Annotated in this window: 10 protein-coding genes and 1 tRNA gene; 2 read left to right on the top strand and 9 right to left on the bottom strand. The window is 51.1% G+C overall.

The annotated features are described in order from the left end of the window. Window positions 1-397: 397 nt before the first annotated feature. On the bottom strand, window positions 398-841 hold the full coding sequence (locus tag D4L85_RS15755) for a hypothetical protein (RefSeq protein WP_119755190.1): 444 nt from the start codon (window positions 839-841) through the stop codon (window positions 398-400). A 250-nt stretch (window positions 842-1,091) separates the two neighbouring features. Between D4L85_RS15755 and D4L85_RS35120 the strand changes: the two genes are divergently transcribed. Continuing rightward, entirely contained in the window at window positions 1,092-1,415 is a 324-nt protein-coding gene (locus tag D4L85_RS35120; protein WP_119755189.1) for a helix-turn-helix domain-containing protein, read from the top strand. Window positions 1,416-1,420: 5 nt separating this feature from the next. Here the strand turns inward: D4L85_RS35120 and D4L85_RS15745 are convergent, their stop codons facing one another. Beyond that, a complete protein-coding gene (locus tag D4L85_RS15745; protein ID WP_119755188.1) occupies window positions 1,421-2,743 on the bottom strand; it encodes a tyrosine-type recombinase/integrase in 1,323 nt (440 codons plus the stop codon). Window positions 2,744-2,940: 197 nt separating this feature from the next. Here D4L85_RS15745 and D4L85_RS15735 point away from each other — a divergent pair. Beyond that, a tRNA-Leu gene (locus D4L85_RS15735) sits at window positions 2,941-3,022 on the top strand. A 379-nt stretch (window positions 3,023-3,401) separates the two neighbouring features. On the opposite strand, the gene D4L85_RS15725 is transcribed toward D4L85_RS15735, so the two are convergent. The 7 genes from D4L85_RS15725 to D4L85_RS15695 form a co-directional block, all read right to left on the bottom strand. Further along, complete coding sequence (locus D4L85_RS15725; protein WP_119755185.1) at window positions 3,402-4,946, bottom strand: MFS transporter; 1,545 nt, start codon at window positions 4,944-4,946, stop codon at window positions 3,402-3,404. A 206-nt stretch (window positions 4,947-5,152) separates the two neighbouring features. Beyond that, a complete protein-coding gene (locus D4L85_RS15720) occupies window positions 5,153-6,778 on the bottom strand; it encodes a S8 family serine peptidase (protein ID WP_119755184.1) in 1,626 nt (541 codons plus the stop codon). A gap of 3 nt (window positions 6,779-6,781) precedes the next feature. Beyond that, window positions 6,782-7,699, bottom strand: coding sequence for a hypothetical protein (locus tag D4L85_RS15715; protein ID WP_119755183.1), 918 nt, complete (start codon window positions 7,697-7,699; stop codon window positions 6,782-6,784). Between the two features lie 98 nt (window positions 7,700-7,797). After that, complete coding sequence (locus tag D4L85_RS15710; protein ID WP_160143763.1) at window positions 7,798-9,294, bottom strand: T9SS type A sorting domain-containing protein; 1,497 nt, start codon at window positions 9,292-9,294, stop codon at window positions 7,798-7,800. Between the two features lie 57 nt (window positions 9,295-9,351). Next, window positions 9,352-12,174, bottom strand: a complete 2,823-nt coding sequence (locus tag D4L85_RS15705) for an IPT/TIG domain-containing protein (protein WP_119755181.1) — start codon at window positions 12,172-12,174, stop codon at window positions 9,352-9,354. Window positions 12,175-12,280: 106 nt separating this feature from the next. Continuing rightward, window positions 12,281-13,798, bottom strand: a complete 1,518-nt coding sequence (locus D4L85_RS15700; RefSeq protein ID WP_119755180.1) for a hypothetical protein — start codon at window positions 13,796-13,798, stop codon at window positions 12,281-12,283. Window positions 13,799-13,903: 105 nt separating this feature from the next. Then, the gene (locus tag D4L85_RS15695) at window positions 13,904-17,161 is read right to left on the bottom strand and encodes a TonB-dependent receptor (RefSeq protein WP_119755179.1); all 3,258 of its coding nucleotides are present in this window, start codon (window positions 17,159-17,161) and stop codon (window positions 13,904-13,906) included. Window positions 17,162-17,254: the final 93 nt, after the last annotated feature.

Here is a 17,254-nt window from a genome sequence, read left to right as displayed (position 1 = left end):
CTTTTAAAAATAGCGGTTCGGATACGTCCAGCCGGTCAGTAATTTTACTGATTTACGTGCACTAAAAACACTTAACTCGCGCCATTTTTAGGCAGATTAAAAACAGATCTGACATGGCACCAAAGTGATACATTTGGAATCACAGTAACTTCATAAAATAGAGAATAATCCCTTCAGCTACTTCAAATGAATAAACGCCATCATTTAACCCAGAATAGATATCAACTACCAGTCTCCCCCTTGGCATCCTGAATTCGTTCTAAAAACCAATTGCTTATCAATTGATATTCAATTTCCTTAATTTAATATTTTATTCATTTTGGCTTCCGTCAACTGACTTCCCAACTCACTCACTTTATTCCTTTAAAAGTCACCATTCATAACGATGCTGCTTCGGTCACCTTCTCATCACGTTCACTATGAGGATTCCGAAATATGGAACCTGTTCCGGGCGGGCGATCGTATGAGCACCATTGCCGGGATTATTCCAAATAGTATGTGTTTGAGATTTGTCGTCTTTAACTTCTGTTGGCGTCAAACGGCTAATGCTGTAAGTATCAGTTATCGCGCTTTGAATTTCGCCGCTCTTTATTTTGGCAAGCTGATTTTCATCAGCATTCGGCACAAAGTGTTTTATGCCATCGGTTGCATACCAAACAATGGTATCGCCAACCAAAACTTCACCGTTGGCATTTAACACCACTTGATGACCGTTATCAAACCTTTTGAGGCTTAAGCTGTCAGGAATTGCCGCGTCAACCGCGCTGCTAAATATCGAAGCGATCTTGTGAGATGAAATCCAGGGTTGATAAGAGATTCGCGAAAAATAAGCTTGCCTCATGTTGTTTTCGTGCGCAATCTCATGAAACCAAAAAGCTCCCCGTCTTTGACAGATATTATCGGTCTGCTTGATGCTTCGTAGCCTAAAACCAGAAAATTTCGGCCGGGCTCACCAGAATGTTTAAAATTTATTTACGGGCAGAAAGCTTATAAAAGTGGCATTTGTCACCAAAACCCACTAAAAGAAATCTATTGCTATTCAAACTGCTGAACAATTTCTTATTTGCTTGCAGGTGTCAAATGCCGGCAATATGAATTCACAAGGCAAAACTCATAATCCATTTGAGGCAATCGAAAATCAACTCAGTCGAATTGAGTCTCTATTACTCGAATTAAAATCTGATAGACATTCGTTTTTAGTAAATAAAAGTATCGAGACCAACAACGACAATGGCATCAAATTGGCAATGAGGATAACTGGGTGGAAGCGTAAGACAATTTACAATCTTGTCTGTAAGCGTATGATTCCTCATTTCAAGAGAGGCAAAACCCTATACTTCGACGAACAGGAACTTAAAGACTGGATAAAGGCTGGAAAAAGACTAACCCAAGAGGAAGCTGAGAAGTTAGCATAGCTTGATTACCTGTCTCGAATTCTACTCTTTATCGCATCAAGGGACATGTAGTTCGTTGCAATTTCCTTGAATTTATCATCGCCAAATGATTCATAATAGTTGTCTGCCGTAACAATGCTCATATGTCCAAAAAGGTCCTTAACGACCTCGCGAGACACACCATTTCTTTTAAGGATGTTGGCCAGAGCATGGCGTGCATTTCCCAACTTGACTTTCGCTTTTAATCCCAGCTTTTCGCCCAGAATCTTCATTGACCTTGTCACGTCGGTGGTAAATTTTTTCCTCGCAAGGAATCTCTTCTCATCGTCCATCTCATCCGTATAGCATTGAAAGATGTAGTTGTTTGGCGCCGGTGGATTGCCGAACTCCAGAATTAACTGACGAAGTTCTGGTGTTATGAAAACTCGGATAAGCTTTCTGTCCTGCCTCGTAGAATACTTTATTTTTTCGCGATAGAAGGAAATAAAATCTCCCTCAATGTCCCTGAATCTAAAATTCAGGAAGTCGGCCGCGTTTGCTCCATTGCAATAGAACGATACAAGCCATGCACAATGAGCCTTTCGCTGTGCAGGTGTATCAAATCTCTTTGTCTCTGAAAACTTAACCAAATCAGCCTCGTCCAGATACTCCTTTGACTTACGCTCTAAGGGTATTACGTAAGCATCCTTGAAAAACGAACGCTCTCCGCTCATTCGCTTAAAAGGGTACCACTCTCTTGGGATGTACCCTTCTGAAATCGCCTCGTTAAATAATATCCGAATATGCCTGAGGTTAATTCCCGCGCCATTTCGGGTAAACTTCTTCGACTTATTGTACATATATTCCTCATACTCCCGGCAAAAGCTCGGAGTAATCGCCCGCATGGGCATATTTTCCATCTTAACGAATTTTAACAAGGATCTGGAAGAATCTCTCATTTTCACTGACATGGAATACTGTCCCTTCCGTTTGTAGTTGTTTGCAACCGTCTCACAGATGAACATTAGTGAAGATTCATCGACTTGAATCTTAAAGTTCGGAGCATCAAAAAATCGCTCTTTAAAATCCTCAAATCGAAAGAACGGCATGAGGTCTCTAATAATGTTATCTGCCTTTCGTAGCTTAGCATTTAAATGAACCCAGATGTCCTTGTAGGGTGCTCTGGTAGCATTTGTAAGTAGCTCTGCATACTTCTCCTTGGTGAAAGTATACCCAATGGACCATTTACGATTATCATCCTTACCCCAACCTATTTTTAATTTCAGGGGATGAGACCCATCCCTAAGGATCGTACGGCTGTCCAGTACCAGGGATGCCGTTGGTTTACTATCGTGCGTTTTAGTCATCATTTTGCCGTAATATTTATACGTAAAATTTGCCCCGGATTTGCACCGGGACAATGAAATATTTAAAACTTTGTTCTAAATTTGCCCCGCACTTGCCCCGCCGCAGGATGAACTTTAGAGAAGAAAAGGGAATCAAAATGGCGTAAAAAATCTTCGAAATTGGCTGAATTTCGATGTTTTTGGGAAACAAAGTGAAAAAAGCCAAAGTGGCGGAATTGGTAGACGCGCACGACTCAAAATCGTGTACCGAAAGGTGTGTGGGTTCGATTCCCACCTTTGGTACTTAAAGGATGGCGAAGGCCGTCCCGAAAGATGTGTAGGTTCGCCCCGATAGCTATCGGGGCCCACCTTTGGTACTTAAAGGATGGCACTCGCCATCCTTTTTTTGTTTGCAACTATTTTAAGCTAGTGGCATCTGTTTATATTCTTTACTCCGAAAAACTTGACAAATTCTATACCGGAAGCTGCCTTGATTTCCAATTTCGCTATCAAGAACATCTTGATAAAGTCTACCCTGAAAGCTTTACATCAAATTCAGACGACTGGCAACTTTTTCTTCTTGTAGAAAACCTATCTACGTTAATTTAGGCCAATTTCTACGGGTCCTATTTTTTTTACCGCCCCGGGGTACAATGAGCACTCAGGAGCTTGACACCTCGTCCTACCGCTCTCGCTCATGGACTCCTTTTTCAACAAAGAGCACCGCCATCAACGTAGCCCCAAAACACAACGCTGCGGCCAGGATCATGATCGTTCTGTAGGCATTAAGAAATCCCTGCTGATAAAGCTCCTGTATCTTCTGCCGGTCGGCGTCCGGCAAATGTAAAGGCGCCTTTGCATTTCCAAGATTGACGACTTGCGCGGCGATTTCCCTTTTGCTTTCCTCCGAGAAAGAGGTCTTCACCAGGTCTTTTTGCAAGGCGCTGCTAAAGAGAAGAACGGCCAACGCTCCAAAGATCGCATTGGCAAAAACACCCGACGTCCTCGTAACGGCATTGTTCACTCCCGAGGCCACGCCCGAATATTGATCGCTCACACAACCCATCACCGTGGCCGTCAAAGGTGCAATAACGAAAGTCATCCCTGCTCCAAAGATCAAAATCCCTGGAAAGAACGTGGACCAATATTGCGTGGGACCACTGGTCTTTGGTATGAAGGCAAGAAAAAGCAAAGCAGCTCCGGTGATCGTGGCGCCCGCCACCAAAAAAAATTTGGGCCCATAACGGTCGGACAACTTGCCAGCAACCGCTGACAACAGCGTCAGCAAAAGCGTGAACGGCAAAAATGCAAGCCCGGCCTCAAACTGGCGGTAACCCTGTATCTGGATCAGGTTCAACGAAAGAAAAAACATGCCGGCGCTAAGCCCCGCGTAGAGGAAGAAGGTATAAAGATTCATTCCGCTAAAAATCTTATTCTTGAACAAATGCAACGGCATCATCCGATGTGGCACCCTTTTCTCACAAGCGATGAACACCGGCAGCAACAATATCCCCGCCACCAGGGAAACATAAACCTGCCAGTTATTAAATCCTACCTTTGGTATTCGTAGAAATCCATACGTAAGCGATGCCAAACATAAGGCGATAATAAGCGCCCCGACAACATCGATGGGCTTGTCCGCTCCGCCTGCTTTCACTTCGCTAACCTTGGCAAACAGAATGAACAACGCGATAAGTCCAAGGGGGACATTGATATAAAATATATAGCGCCACCATCCAGCATCTGCCAACGCACCGCCCAGAATGGGGCCGCCGATCGTAACCGCTGTGCTCACTGCCGACCAAATACCAATCGCTTTGCCCCGCTCACGCTCGTGTATGGACGAAGAGATCAGCGACAGACTACCCGGTATCATCAAGGCGCCGCCGATGCCCTGAAAAATCCGGAACACGATCAGTTGAAAAATAGTAGCCGACATGCCGCACGAGGCCGAACTCAGAATAAACAGAACAATACCGGTCATGAATATTTTCTTCCTCCCCAACGTGTCGCCCAGTGAGCCGCCAATGAGGATGAGCGACGCCAGCATCAAGAGGTATGCGTTGAGCACCCAGAATATATCCGTCACCGATGCTTGAAGTTCTTCCTGCATCGAGGGCAACACAACATTCAACGCCGTGGCGTCAATAAAAGCCATGGCCGACGCCAGAATGGTCGAGACCATGACCCAAATTCCTTCTTTGCTTTTTAGCGCGACGGTTGGCATGATTGGCCGGGGTTAGTGCCTTTAACGCTTGTTTTTGTTAATACGTCCGAAAAGTTAATATGACGCCCGGTTTTTATTGTAATTGATGAACAGGTTTTTCAGAGTAACCTATCATTATTCCCAAAGTGAATCTACCCGTAGCTATTACATTTTAAATCTGGTGTCCAAAAGTTCAATGAATTCAACAAAGTACAATGGCCTTTAGGTCAATGCTTCATCCATTTCGCAACACAGCGCGTTTTTTCGTTCCGGAGCACCAGGGTGTAGAAGCCTGCGGGAAGTCCGTTAAGACTATACTTCAGGTCTATCATGCGCGTCGCGTCTTTTTCGTCTTGAAAAATAAGCCTGCCCAAGTTGTCGCACAGGGCTATGCTGAACCGAATGGCCACTTTCTGATCCATCTTCACGTGTAGCAACCCAGTGGATGGGTTTGGAAAAACCTGAAGCGCACTTTCGTCGGGGGCGTCTGCATCCATAGGATGCAACGCCAAATAGGCATTCACGCGCCCGAAGCCATAGAAGCGATCCCAGCCGGGTGTATCTTCTGTCGCTGCGCCCACGCCATCTTCGGCGCCTGCTTCAATGCCCTGCTCAAGTTGCGTCACGGTGAGGTGAGGATTTTTTGCGCGCATCAACGACGCAATGCCGCTCACCAGTGCCGTGGCCTGCGAGGTGCCGCTCAACACCATGCTATAGGTTGTGTCGGAGAGATGGTGAAGACCATAGATGTAGTTTCCGGGTGCCACCACGTCGATGTGTTCGCCATAGTTGCTGCCATAGATGGTCCCGGCAAACGATTGGCTCCGGTTGTCGTCGGGGTCGGTCGCCCCCACGGCCAATGCGCGTGCGAAGCCCGCCGGATAGAACACGATGTCATTGTTCAGGTTTTGCATGCTCGCCACCACCAGTACGTTTCGATCCCATGCGTACTGCACGGCCTCCTCCAGCGCCTGAGAATAGTCCGCGCCTCCCATCGACATATTTATGATCGCCGCGCCATGATCAACTGCATAGTGGATGGCGGCCACCCAATGGCTGTAGTATCCCCGTTGACCTTCGTCGAGCACTTTCAGGCACATCAGTTTGGCATGCCAGTCCACACCGGCATAGCCCACGTCGTTGTTGCCCGTGGCACCGATGATGCCGGCAACGTGCGTACCATGGCCGGCGTCGTCCTGAAGGGCATTGTTGTCGGCCACAAAGTTCCATCCGTTCACATCGTCAACATAGCCGTTGCCGTCGTCGTCTTTCTGATTGTCGGCTATTTCGTTTGGGTTTTTCCAGAGGCGCCCGCTGAATTCGCGATGATCTGTTTTCACGCCGGTATCCAGAATAGCCACAATCACTTCCTCGCTTCCCGTGGTGATGGTCCACGCCTCGGCAATGTCGGCATCGGCATCAACCTTGGCTGCGGCCAACGGAAAGCTACCGTCGTTGTTGTGTGACCATTGCCGGAGAAAGAAAGGATCGTGCGGAAACACTGCGGCAGGCGTTACCGCTGCAGCGCGGCCCACGTAGTCGGGTTCAACATATTCAAACACGTTGCTGTGTTTCAGATAATCCAACATAGCACGCGCATTGGCATCGGCGTCGCTCTTCAATAGAAATAGAGAACCCGCCGGAGCCGTTCGCAACAGGGTTGACGCACTGTGCCGGTCTATCTTCACCGCCACCACCTGGCGTGGTGCAGCGCGAAGGGTGAGCACAATGGTCTCGTCCGAAATTTCTTTTTTTGCGCGGGCCAGGAACCGAAGGGGCATGCCCTGCGCCAACACCACGCAGGGTGCGGCCAGTGTAGCAACAAGCACAAGGGTGGCCAGCTTTGTCAACATGATTCAGCTTTTTCGCTTGCGGGCAAATGTCCGGGAGGCTTCTTTATAGTGCGCCAGCATCTCGGCCTGCAGGCTATCGGCTGTTCCAATCATGACAAAAAACTTGCTGGTGTCGAACAGCACCATTTCATACTTCAGCTTTTTGGCGGGCGTGTATCCCCACAGCTCCACGCCATCCAGACTGTCCACCGACACGTGTGCAATCGAGCTTTCGGCCAGCATACACGTTGGGCACATTTCCTGAAACTGGCTTCGTGCCGTTTCTTCTGCACCCCACCCGATCATGCGGTCTGACGAGCCCGCAAAGAACGAAAGGCTTTGCAACGATGCGTTGTTCCAATCGCCCTGTTCCGTATACACCACCGAAGGTCCCGGCAAAACCTTTGCCTGGCGCAGCCCCTTCACACGAACACTAAACGGCAACGCTGCGTGCGTCGCCCGGGCATCGAGCTGCACCGACAGCAGCGCAGCTTTGATCCCAGCCGCGAGTTCTTTCTCGTCCGTTTTCACATATGTTCCTGTCACGGAAATGGTGGCCTGGTCGTAGGGCAACAACAGCATCCATTGTTCGATGTTGGCACCGTTGGTGAGGCGTCCGATTTTATAGAGCACACCGGTTTTGTTCTGAATCTTGACGTCCTGGCGTTCCAGCAAACGTATGCCCTGCTTTGCGAGCGTGTCCGAAACAATTTCCGCGGCCGCTTCCTGAAATGTGCTAGGCAGTTCGAGCGCCATAATGGCCGAGCGCTTCGAAGCATGTTGAAGACCACCCAGCGCGGGTGCGGGTTTAAATCCCGGCGGCGGCACCAACCGCACCGGTGTGCCTTCGAGGTGAAAGGTGAGTGGTTCTTTTTTGGTGGAGCAACACAGGCAGCCCGCTGCCAGGAGCATCATGACGATAGTACGTTTGAGACAGTTCATGTTAGGCGTTGTTTTAAACGTTCGCATAAAATAAAAAAGAGGGAGCCGAAGGGTTGAGACATCCTTCGGCCTCCCCTGGCCAGGTAAATCGATCAAATTTATTTTTTAACCACCCGCGTCACCTCTTTCGAAGTGCCGTGAACCGACTCCACATAATAGGTTCCCTTTTTGAGTGAGCCACCCACTTTGGTTTCGAGGTTTGTGTTGGTGTCGAGCTGTTCTACAACCACGCCACTTTCGTTGCGCACGGCGATGTGCAAGGCTTCTGTCGTCGGCGTAGCGACCAACACCGTTGTTGTAGTTTCGAACGGCACCGGATAAACCGACGTAGCGCTCTTCGCGCCTGCTCCACCCGACGCACAGGCGTTCACGGTGAGTTTAATGGTTTTGCGGAAGAGATACAGATCGGGCACGTTCGCGTTAGAGATGGCCACTGAATAGCGGTTTGAATTGGCGGCTGTCACGCCATTCAACACCAGGTTGGGGCTTGCCGACTCTTCCGACACAAATGAACCGTCGACCGCGAACCAGGTGTAGCGATTGTTTGCGTCGCTTTCAATGACATCGCCATGCAATACCACCGACGAACCTGCACAGGCCGCCACGGTGCTGCTGGTGCCCACGCTGTCTTGCGGAATATAGCTTCCGGGCAACATTCTGCCGATGCTGGGTTGAATGTCGGCAAAGGTCAGCTTGTTGTCTGCCACTACCAACTGAAACAGCGATGTGATGCCCGACAGGTTGGGCAGATCCACAATGTCGTTGCCCGACACGTTGAAGAGATAGAGACGCTTCAGTTTGGTGAGCGTCTGGGGCACGGCACCGGTGAGGTTGTTGTTTGCCGCATTGAAAAACACGAGGCTATCGGCATCGCCCAGCGACGTGGGCAGAGCACCGCTCAGCTTGTTGTTATCGAGATAAATGTTTGTGGCCTTCTTCAGTTTTCCGATCGATACCGGCACGGCACCTTGCAGTTTGTTGTTGGAAACATACAATCCCTGCAACGACGCCAGCAATCCGATCTGCGACGGCAGGCTTCCTGTCAGTGCGTTGTCCGAAAGGTTGAGCGCCTTCAGTTTGCAAAGCAGCACAATGGTTTGGGGAATGGCGCCTGACAATTGATTTTTGGAAAGGTTCAGATCGGTGAGCGACGTTAACAGTCCGGTAAATGAAGGAATGGCGCCTGTGAATTTGTTCTCGCTCAGGTTGAGCACCTTCAGCTTTTGCAAAAACACAAAGGCCACCGGCAGCGTGCCTTGCAAATTGTTAGACGACAGGTTCAGCGACTGGAGCTCCTGTAAAAAGCCGATGTGATAGGACAACGCACCGCTCAGATTGTTGGCGGGCAACGCCAGTTCGCTCACACGTCCGCCGGTGAGGGTCACGCCTTCCCACGTCGAAACCTTTCCGGTAAGCCAGTTGGTCTTCGAATTCCAGGCGGCACCGTTCGTTTGATTGTAGATCTCAACCAACGCGAGCGAATCACCAACGGATACCTGTGCTTTTACGAAGGTAGAGCACAGTGCAAGGAGCATCATCACCATGCCCTTGAAGAGCATGTTCTTTGGGTAAATAGAATCTCTTTTTGTTTTCATTTGTGTGTTATGTTTATACAGCCCGGCCATGGGCCCTCCAGTACAAATTGATGTTCTTTATTTTTTTCGCAGCGGCTTGCGTGAAATGGTTTTCAGCGCCATGCCCGAAAAACTTCCGCGTTGCGCACCGCCACGTCCGGTGGATTCTTCCACTACCAATCCGGTTGGCGCATTGCCAGCTTGCACCGAGCCCTTGATGGCATACACGCTTTGAACATTGGATGCCGGGTCGGTGCCCGGAATCAATGCGCCGTCATAGCGTTTACGATACACGTTTGTGGTGCCCACGTTGTCGAATACGGCCCAATACACATACTGATCCTGAATATCGAGCGACATCCCAACCAAGACTTCTCCCGGTGTAATGGTGATGAACGAACTTAGCGTGCCGGTCCCGTCGGCGTTGCCTGCCAGGATGGTTTCGGCGCCATCCACCACAAACATTTTGTTGTTGTCGGTGTCTACCCGCACGTCGTGTGGGTCGGTCAGGCCCTGCGTGTAGAGCTGGGTGGAGGTTCCGGACCCATCGGCTTTCATGCGCCCGATGGCGGGTACAAAATTCACGGCGTCATATTCAATCATATACAACATGTCGTCGGTGGGGTTGTAGGAAATGCCGTAGGTGACATAGCCCACGTTGCCGTTTTCATAGCTCAGCAGTTTTTCCGGAGCGCCCGAACCGTTCACATCGCCGCGCATCACCATGGCATCACTGGTTGTCCAGTAGAGTTTTCCATTCGCGGTGTTTAGCGTGAAGTCAGAAACCGTCCCCGCTTCGGCGTCGGTGTATAATTCTTCGTAGCCGGTGTTGGTGAAATTGCACCGTGCCAGCGACGAACCTCTGAGCATATAGATTTTCTTGTTCGTGAAATCGGCGGCCAGCGTAGAGATGGTGAGCCCTGCGTTGTTGGCATTATACACATCGGTGACCGTGGGAGGGTCGAACGTCGATTTCAAAATTTTCCAGGTTTGCCCTGTGCTGATGGTCACCTGCGCGGCCATGTAAACATTCTTCACTGCCACCGGCTTTTCTTTTACCCGAAACACCACCGGCGCAGAAACATTCCCGACTGCGACCGTTACCTGATGATTGCCCGGAGCCACATCAGGAACGTAGACCGTGATGCGATCGGGAAACGGATCATTTGCATCGGTAACCGTAGCTTCCACCTCGTCGAACTTCACGGTGTTGTCTTTTTCAAGCGCACCAAAATCCGTTCCCTCGATCGTCAAGATGTTTCCAGGAAACCCCTCGGTGATGGAAAGGCTTTTGATTTGGGGCGAGCCGTTCACAAAAACGGGCAACGCATTCGAAGCAACGCCAAACTGAAACACCTGAAGCGCCTTGGTGCCGGCAGGGAAATTGTTTGGCACCGTAGCCACCACTTCATTCGCTGCAGACGACACCACGGTCATCTGCCCAACCCCGTCGGGCATGTTCACAACAATGTCTTCTTTCACCGCGCTGAAGTTGCCGCCGCGCAACGTGATGGTCTCCCCGCGCGAAGCGTTGGCGGGCTGTATGGAGGATATGAAAGGCTTGGCGCCCCCGGTAGTCACCGTGAACTTGGGGCCGATGCCCGTCAGGCCTGCCTTGGTGACGGACACGGGGCCGGTCGCCGCAGTGGCAGGTATTTGCACGCTGAGTTGTGTTGCCGAGGCCGAAGTCACCGTAGCCGCCACGCTTCCGATCTTCACAACATTTCCAGCCGTTGTAGCGGCAAAGTTTTTTCCATTCACCACGGCCTCGCTAAGCGCGGGTCCGCTGTTAGGCACAATACTATAGATAATAGGGGCATCCGGATCGGCCTCCGAAAACACCGGGCCGTCGGCCTTCCGTTCGTTGACCGTCACCCATACCGGCCCGGTAGAAAAACCCGACGGCACAAGGGCCACCAGTTCGGTTTCGGATGCTTCAGACACGACGGCCAACTTGCCGTTAAAGTAAACCTTATTCTCGTCGGCGATGTGACTAAACCCCGTGCCCGAAATGGTGACGGGCACACCCGCCGAGCCACTCACCGGCACCACTTCTTTTATTTCTGGATATACTTCAAAAATCTGTTCGCTCGAAACGTAATAGGCTTCGCTGTACTTCAAGGTCCACACACCATCCGTAGCATGAACAGGCACCACCACGTTCACTGCCCGGCTTGTTGACTCGGTTCCGGAAAACACAGTTCCCAATCCATTTAGCGAAGCTTGTGCCGACCCGTCGTAGGGCAAGCCTTTGCCATAGAGGGTCACGATGGCGCCAACGGCACCATGCCCCGGCACCACGCTGCTGATGAAGGGCGTTTTCAAAGAAAGCTTCGGGCCATCGAAGCCGAATATATTGGTCGTGCTCTCTTTGGTCGTCCAGGGCACGATGACTTTCAGTTCTGTGGACGAGCCGCCCACCACAACGGCTGGGTTACTTTGTCCGGGTTTGAAATACACCCGGTTCTCAAAAGCCCGGGGGCGGAAGTTCACACCCGTCAATGTCACCGTGTCGCCAACCCATGCCTCGGCGGGCTCCACTTTTGTGACAGACGGAACCTTGATAAACACCGATGGGCTGCTGGCCACCTCTTCGTCGAGGATGTTCACTGTTACAGGGCCGGGCGTGGCACCATCGGGAACCACTACCCACAATTGAGAGGCTGTTTTTTTGATCGGGACGATGCGCGCTGCGCCTGGAAAGAAGATGCCGTTCACGCTGGGGTCAGGGCTAAACCCTTCGCCGGTAATCACAATCGTGTCGCCCACCAACGCATCGGCGGGGAGCACGGAAAATATTTTCAGAGGGACAAACTTTTCTTCTTTCTGACAGGACGAAAACCACAGCGACACGCAAAGGATGGCCACGAGGCCCAGGAAGTAGTAAAGTTTCTGTTTCATTCGCGTTCTAATTTTTATAAAGAAACAGGCGTACGTACGCCTGTTTCTAAGTTCAGTTCCAGGTTAATGAAGCCGTTCAGCGATCACTTGAACGGATGAGTTTTTGTTAGTTATAAGGTGTGTTCTGAGGATCGAAATTGAGCCATGTTCCGCTCAGATTCCAACCATTGTCGTCGGCTGCACGACGTGCGCCTTTGAAATAGGTGGTAGGCGAAACGGCCACGGTTCCGTTCACATCAAAGAAAGGATTGATGAGGCTGGCGTTTGTGCCGGTGGCCAATACGGGCGACGTGTAGGCCGGAGGAACCGGACCTGCCAGGTTTGCCTGTGGCAGGAAGCTGGGGTTTGTCAACGTCCACGCTGCCGATGTCAGACCGCTCTTGCGAATGAGTCCGTTGTTATCGGTTGATGAAGAAGTGGCCAGTGTTGCGGCGGAGCACACGTTCGATGCGCCCAGTGTCCACGCGTTGTTGGGTGCTACGGGCTCATACACGCAGCTGACGCCGGTGATGAACGGTTGAGCGATCAGGTTGTGTGTGAGGATGGAAGTCGTCACCAATTCGGCAGCCGGGGTATCATCCAGGTACAAGCCGCGTTTCCAACCCACTACCAACGTGTTATACACATCGAGGCCGGTGTTTCTTCTCAGGTGCAAGCCTTCGCCAAATTCGGCGGTGCCGGGAGTGTTGATAACGGTGCGGGTGTTGGCCGGATCGTAGGGACCGATCAACGTGAAGTTGCTGAATTGTGCTGTGGTGCGCGTTCCGTTCACGCCATCGGCATCGGTGTCCGATTCAAAGCCGTTTGATTTCGAATCGTCGGCCACTTGCGGGTCGCGCACGGCAACACCGTATTGCACGGCACCGCTATAGCCCCAGTCGGTATCGAAGTCATCATCTTTGTTGCGATACGACACGAGGTATTTGGCATTCACACTTCCGCCAAACCATTCAAAAGCATCGTCGCCGCCATAGGAAACCTGGATGTGATCGAGAATGGTTCCGCTGCCCACGCTATAGAGCGTCAAGCCGTTTTTCTCCACATCGGCCACACCGGTTTTCTTGCCGCCGAACTCAATGCGTACATAGCTGAGGCGACCCGAATTGTCGTTGCTCACCGTGCCGCCATGCTGAGGCGCTGTGAGACACACGGGATATCCTTCGGGTACAGCGTTCACGCTTTGATTGTTGGGTGCTTTTCCAAAAAGGTTCACACCACCCCAATCCTGCTGTGCACGCGAGCCGGCCACAGCCGTCGACGTGAACACGATGGGTTGGCTGGCTGTGCCAATGGCATTCAGCTTGCCACCGCGCTCAACCGACAACGTGCCAACCGTCGCCTTGTCGCCTTTCACAATGGTTCCGGCGTTGATGGTCAAGGTCACGTTGTTGGGTACGCGCACATCGCCTTTAATGATGTAGATGGTGTCGCGCCACGTTTGTGTCGTCAAATTGGTCGTGACACATTCGGTGGCACCGCCAATAATTTTGATGGGTAAAGCGGCAGCAGAGCCTTGTAACCCCTGGGTGTTGGCCACGGGTTCGTCGCTGCAGGCGTTCAAAAACGCCGCCATGGAAACCACCCCAAGGGCAGCCACGGCTAATTTCTTCAACTTGTTTTTCATTGTGCTTCAGTTTAATTTTGTATATGATTTGAAACTGGAACTGATCTTCTAGTTTTCATTGTGTGCGCAGCCCCGGCCATGGGGCTGCTGCTTTTTATAAGTACTTCAGAAAGTGAAATTGAGTCCGATCATATAATAGCTTCCGGGTTTATATTCCTGAAACATCCAATCGCGGTACTGCAATTTGTTACGTTTCCAAGGGTCGTATCTAGCATCGCGGTCAAAATCCCGATACAACCGGCGCGGTTGATTGAGAATGTCCTGGATGGCAAATCGGAACTCCATGAATTTGGTCACGCGTTGGCGCACCGTGAGGTCGAGCACGCTACGCGGAAGTTCGTAGGTGGCAGGCCACACCAGCGAGGGCGCATAGACCAATCGCTGGCCGATGATGTTGTAGAGCAATGATACTTTTGTTCCCCACTTTTCCTGGTCGTAATACAAGCCGGCGTTGATTACATAGCGGGCCGTGCCTTCCAAGGGGCGAACGGATTGACGGTTGTCCAGAAAATATTTTCCTTCGGAGTCGGGAATGAGGCCATCGGTGAATTTCACTTCGCTGTGCAAGAGGGCAAAGTTGGCAATGGTGGAAAATCTTCGGATCCATTTCACCGGCACAAAGTTCAGGCTCTTGCGTAATTCCAGTTCCACACCATACACCGTTGCCTTGTCGGTGTTGTCAAACTTGATGCGTTCCCGAAGGCCGTCCTGGGCCGCATATTGCTCGATGGCATCCCGCAGCTTTTTATAAAACACGCCCACCGAAATAAACTCGCCGTCCCTGGGGTAAAATTCCAATCGCAGGTCCATGTTGTGAATTTGCGCATCCGTCAACGAGTCGGTGCCGATGGTCATGTTGTCGAGGCGTGGATCAAGGATCTGCAATGGAATGTATTCGCGATAATTCGGACGGTTCAGGGTTTTGCCATAAGCCGCGCGCAGCAACAATCGATCGGTGAAGCTCCAGCTCACGTTCACCGAAGGAAGCCAGTAGTAAACATATTTATTGATAAGATCCGTGGAATAGCCCATCACCTCCAGCATGCGCGAAGGGCGCACTTTCACCAGCAAATCCTGCCCTTCATAGCGAAGGCCACCATAGATGTTCAGTTTCTTCCGAAACGCCTGAAAGTTTACGGCGGTGTAGCCTGCCAGAATTTTTCCTCTAATGTCGTATTGACCACTCAGGTTTTCATTGTCAAAGATATAGCCACCCGAACCGTCTTCACGGAACAAGCTCGCGCTCATCAGTCGGTTATAATTGCGTTCACCGATGGAATCGCCTTCCACCACATAGCGATCATCCATGTTCGTGCTGATGTTGATCATGCGGGTGTCCATGCTTTTGGTCTTCCCCTCATAGAAAGCACCTGCACGAACAAAAATGCCTCGACCGAATTTCTTCTCATAGTCCAGCGTGTAGGTGTGGTTGGTCTCTTTCGTATCAATATAATACAGCGCATTGGTGGTCGACCCGCGATTGGGAAGGATGTACTGAAACGGATAGCGTGTGTTGTAAAAACTGCGCTGGGCAGGAACATTCTCTATCGACGTCGAATAGGCGGCCGACCATTTTAATGAATGTGTTCCTGATTGCCCTAACGTGTGACTGCCTGCCACCTGCGCAGCCCCGATGCTGCGACTTCTATAGGTGTAGATGATGTTGCGCACATAACCGCCATCGTCTACAACAATGCCTTCGTTCCCTTGCCGAACCAACGTCTCGTCGGTGCCCAACCGGTTAAAGATGCCCTTCAGCTCAACGGTGTGACGCTCATTGAATGCAATTGACAAATTCTGCAGCACTCCCCATCGCGCCATCTTGCGGCTAACCGAGTCCTGGAAGGCGCGCGAGTCGCTCACACTTCCATCCTTGGAAATAACGCGCTGTGGCACAAAGCTTTGATTCACCAGCTGAACGGCCTGTGTGGTGTTGATGGAAGTGAGATTGCTCAGTCGCACATTTCCGATTTTCCAGGCATCATAGTAGTTGATGCCGGCGCGATAATCAGGACCAGACCGCGCACGCTTCAGGTCCCACGAATTATACAGTGACTTGGCGAGCTTTGCGTTGGTCGCCATATTCTCGGGCGATAACACCAGTCCGTGAAAGTTCACGGTGTCTGTCCGGAAATAACCGGGCGACCCAATGCCACCCGCAGGAATGTCGCCCACGCCGGGGAAGCCTGCTGGCAACGCCCGTGTGCCGTCGTCTTTTCCGAGCCAATCTTTTTTGCCACCTGTGTTTGTATAATAATCTTCGAAAGTCGATCCCGGTCGATACCATGAGGAAAGGTTTACTTCAAACTGTCGCGCAATGGATGTGTTCTTGGTTTCAATCTTAATGGCCCCTCCCGCCCAGTCGGCCAGCAACTCCGGGCCAGGACTTCTGTATACCGTCATCTTATCGATCATGTTGCTGGGCAGCAGGTCATAAGAGAATGCCCGACGATCGGATTCCGAGCTGGGCGCCACCATGCCGTTGAGGTAAGTGATGTTGTAGCGCTCGTGCATGCCACGGATGTTCACAAAATTGTTTTGCAGCGACACACCGGGAAGGCGTCGCGCCACCTCCCCTGCATCTTGATCCACACTGCGTGCAATTTGTTGTGCCGAAATGCCGGTGATGATGAGCGACGAGTTTCGAATTTCCTTCACCAACGCCGACTCGTTTGTCTCCACCACATTGCCCGATAACACACGGTCGCCGATAACGGTAATGTCCTGCAATTGCGTGCCCGACGCCTTCAACGCGCGGTCGAACACCGTGTGCTGGTTAGCCGTGATGGCCACGTCGCGCGCAATCAATGTTTCATAGCCGAGATACGATACCGCCACCTGGTAGACGCCTTCGGGAATATCGCGGATCAAAAAATCTCCTTCTGCGTTCGTGATATTCCCATAGGGTGTGCCGATAAGGCGAACGCTTGCGCCAATGAGCAGCTCGCCCGTTGCATCATCTTTCAGCTTGCCGCCCAGGGTTCCTTTCTGAAGATGCTTGGCCGCAGGCTTAACAAAAATGATGATGTTGTTTTCGTGCTCGCGGAAGCTGAGCGATGTTTCATGCAGCACGGTCTTGAGCGCGTCGGCCACGGAGACACGGGCCGAATGATAGGTGACTTTTAAATCCTTGGGGAGGTCAGCATCGTTGTAGGTGATGCCGAATCCGCCTTTGGATCCGATCACGTCGAGGGCTTCCGGCAGCGATGATTGTTGCAACGCAACCGAGATGAATACCTCTGTCGATTTCTGTTGCTCGCCCCCGAATGCTGCCTGGGTGATTCCAAATACAAAACAATGCAAAGATGCCAGCCTGGGAAAAAGAACGACAAGGACATGGCAGCTCATTAAAAGTTTTTGCATACTTTTAAAGGTTTTAAAAATTAGGATTCTAACCGGATCACTATGTTTTAAGACCCGGACGCTTCGTCCGGCCCAAGACGGAGGCGTTGGCGC

The sequence above is a fragment of the Chryseolinea soli genome, assembly GCF_003589925.1.
Lineage (GTDB): Bacteria > Bacteroidota > Bacteroidia > Cytophagales > Cyclobacteriaceae > Chryseolinea > Chryseolinea soli.
This window is presented reverse-complemented; position numbering and strand designations above follow the sequence as displayed.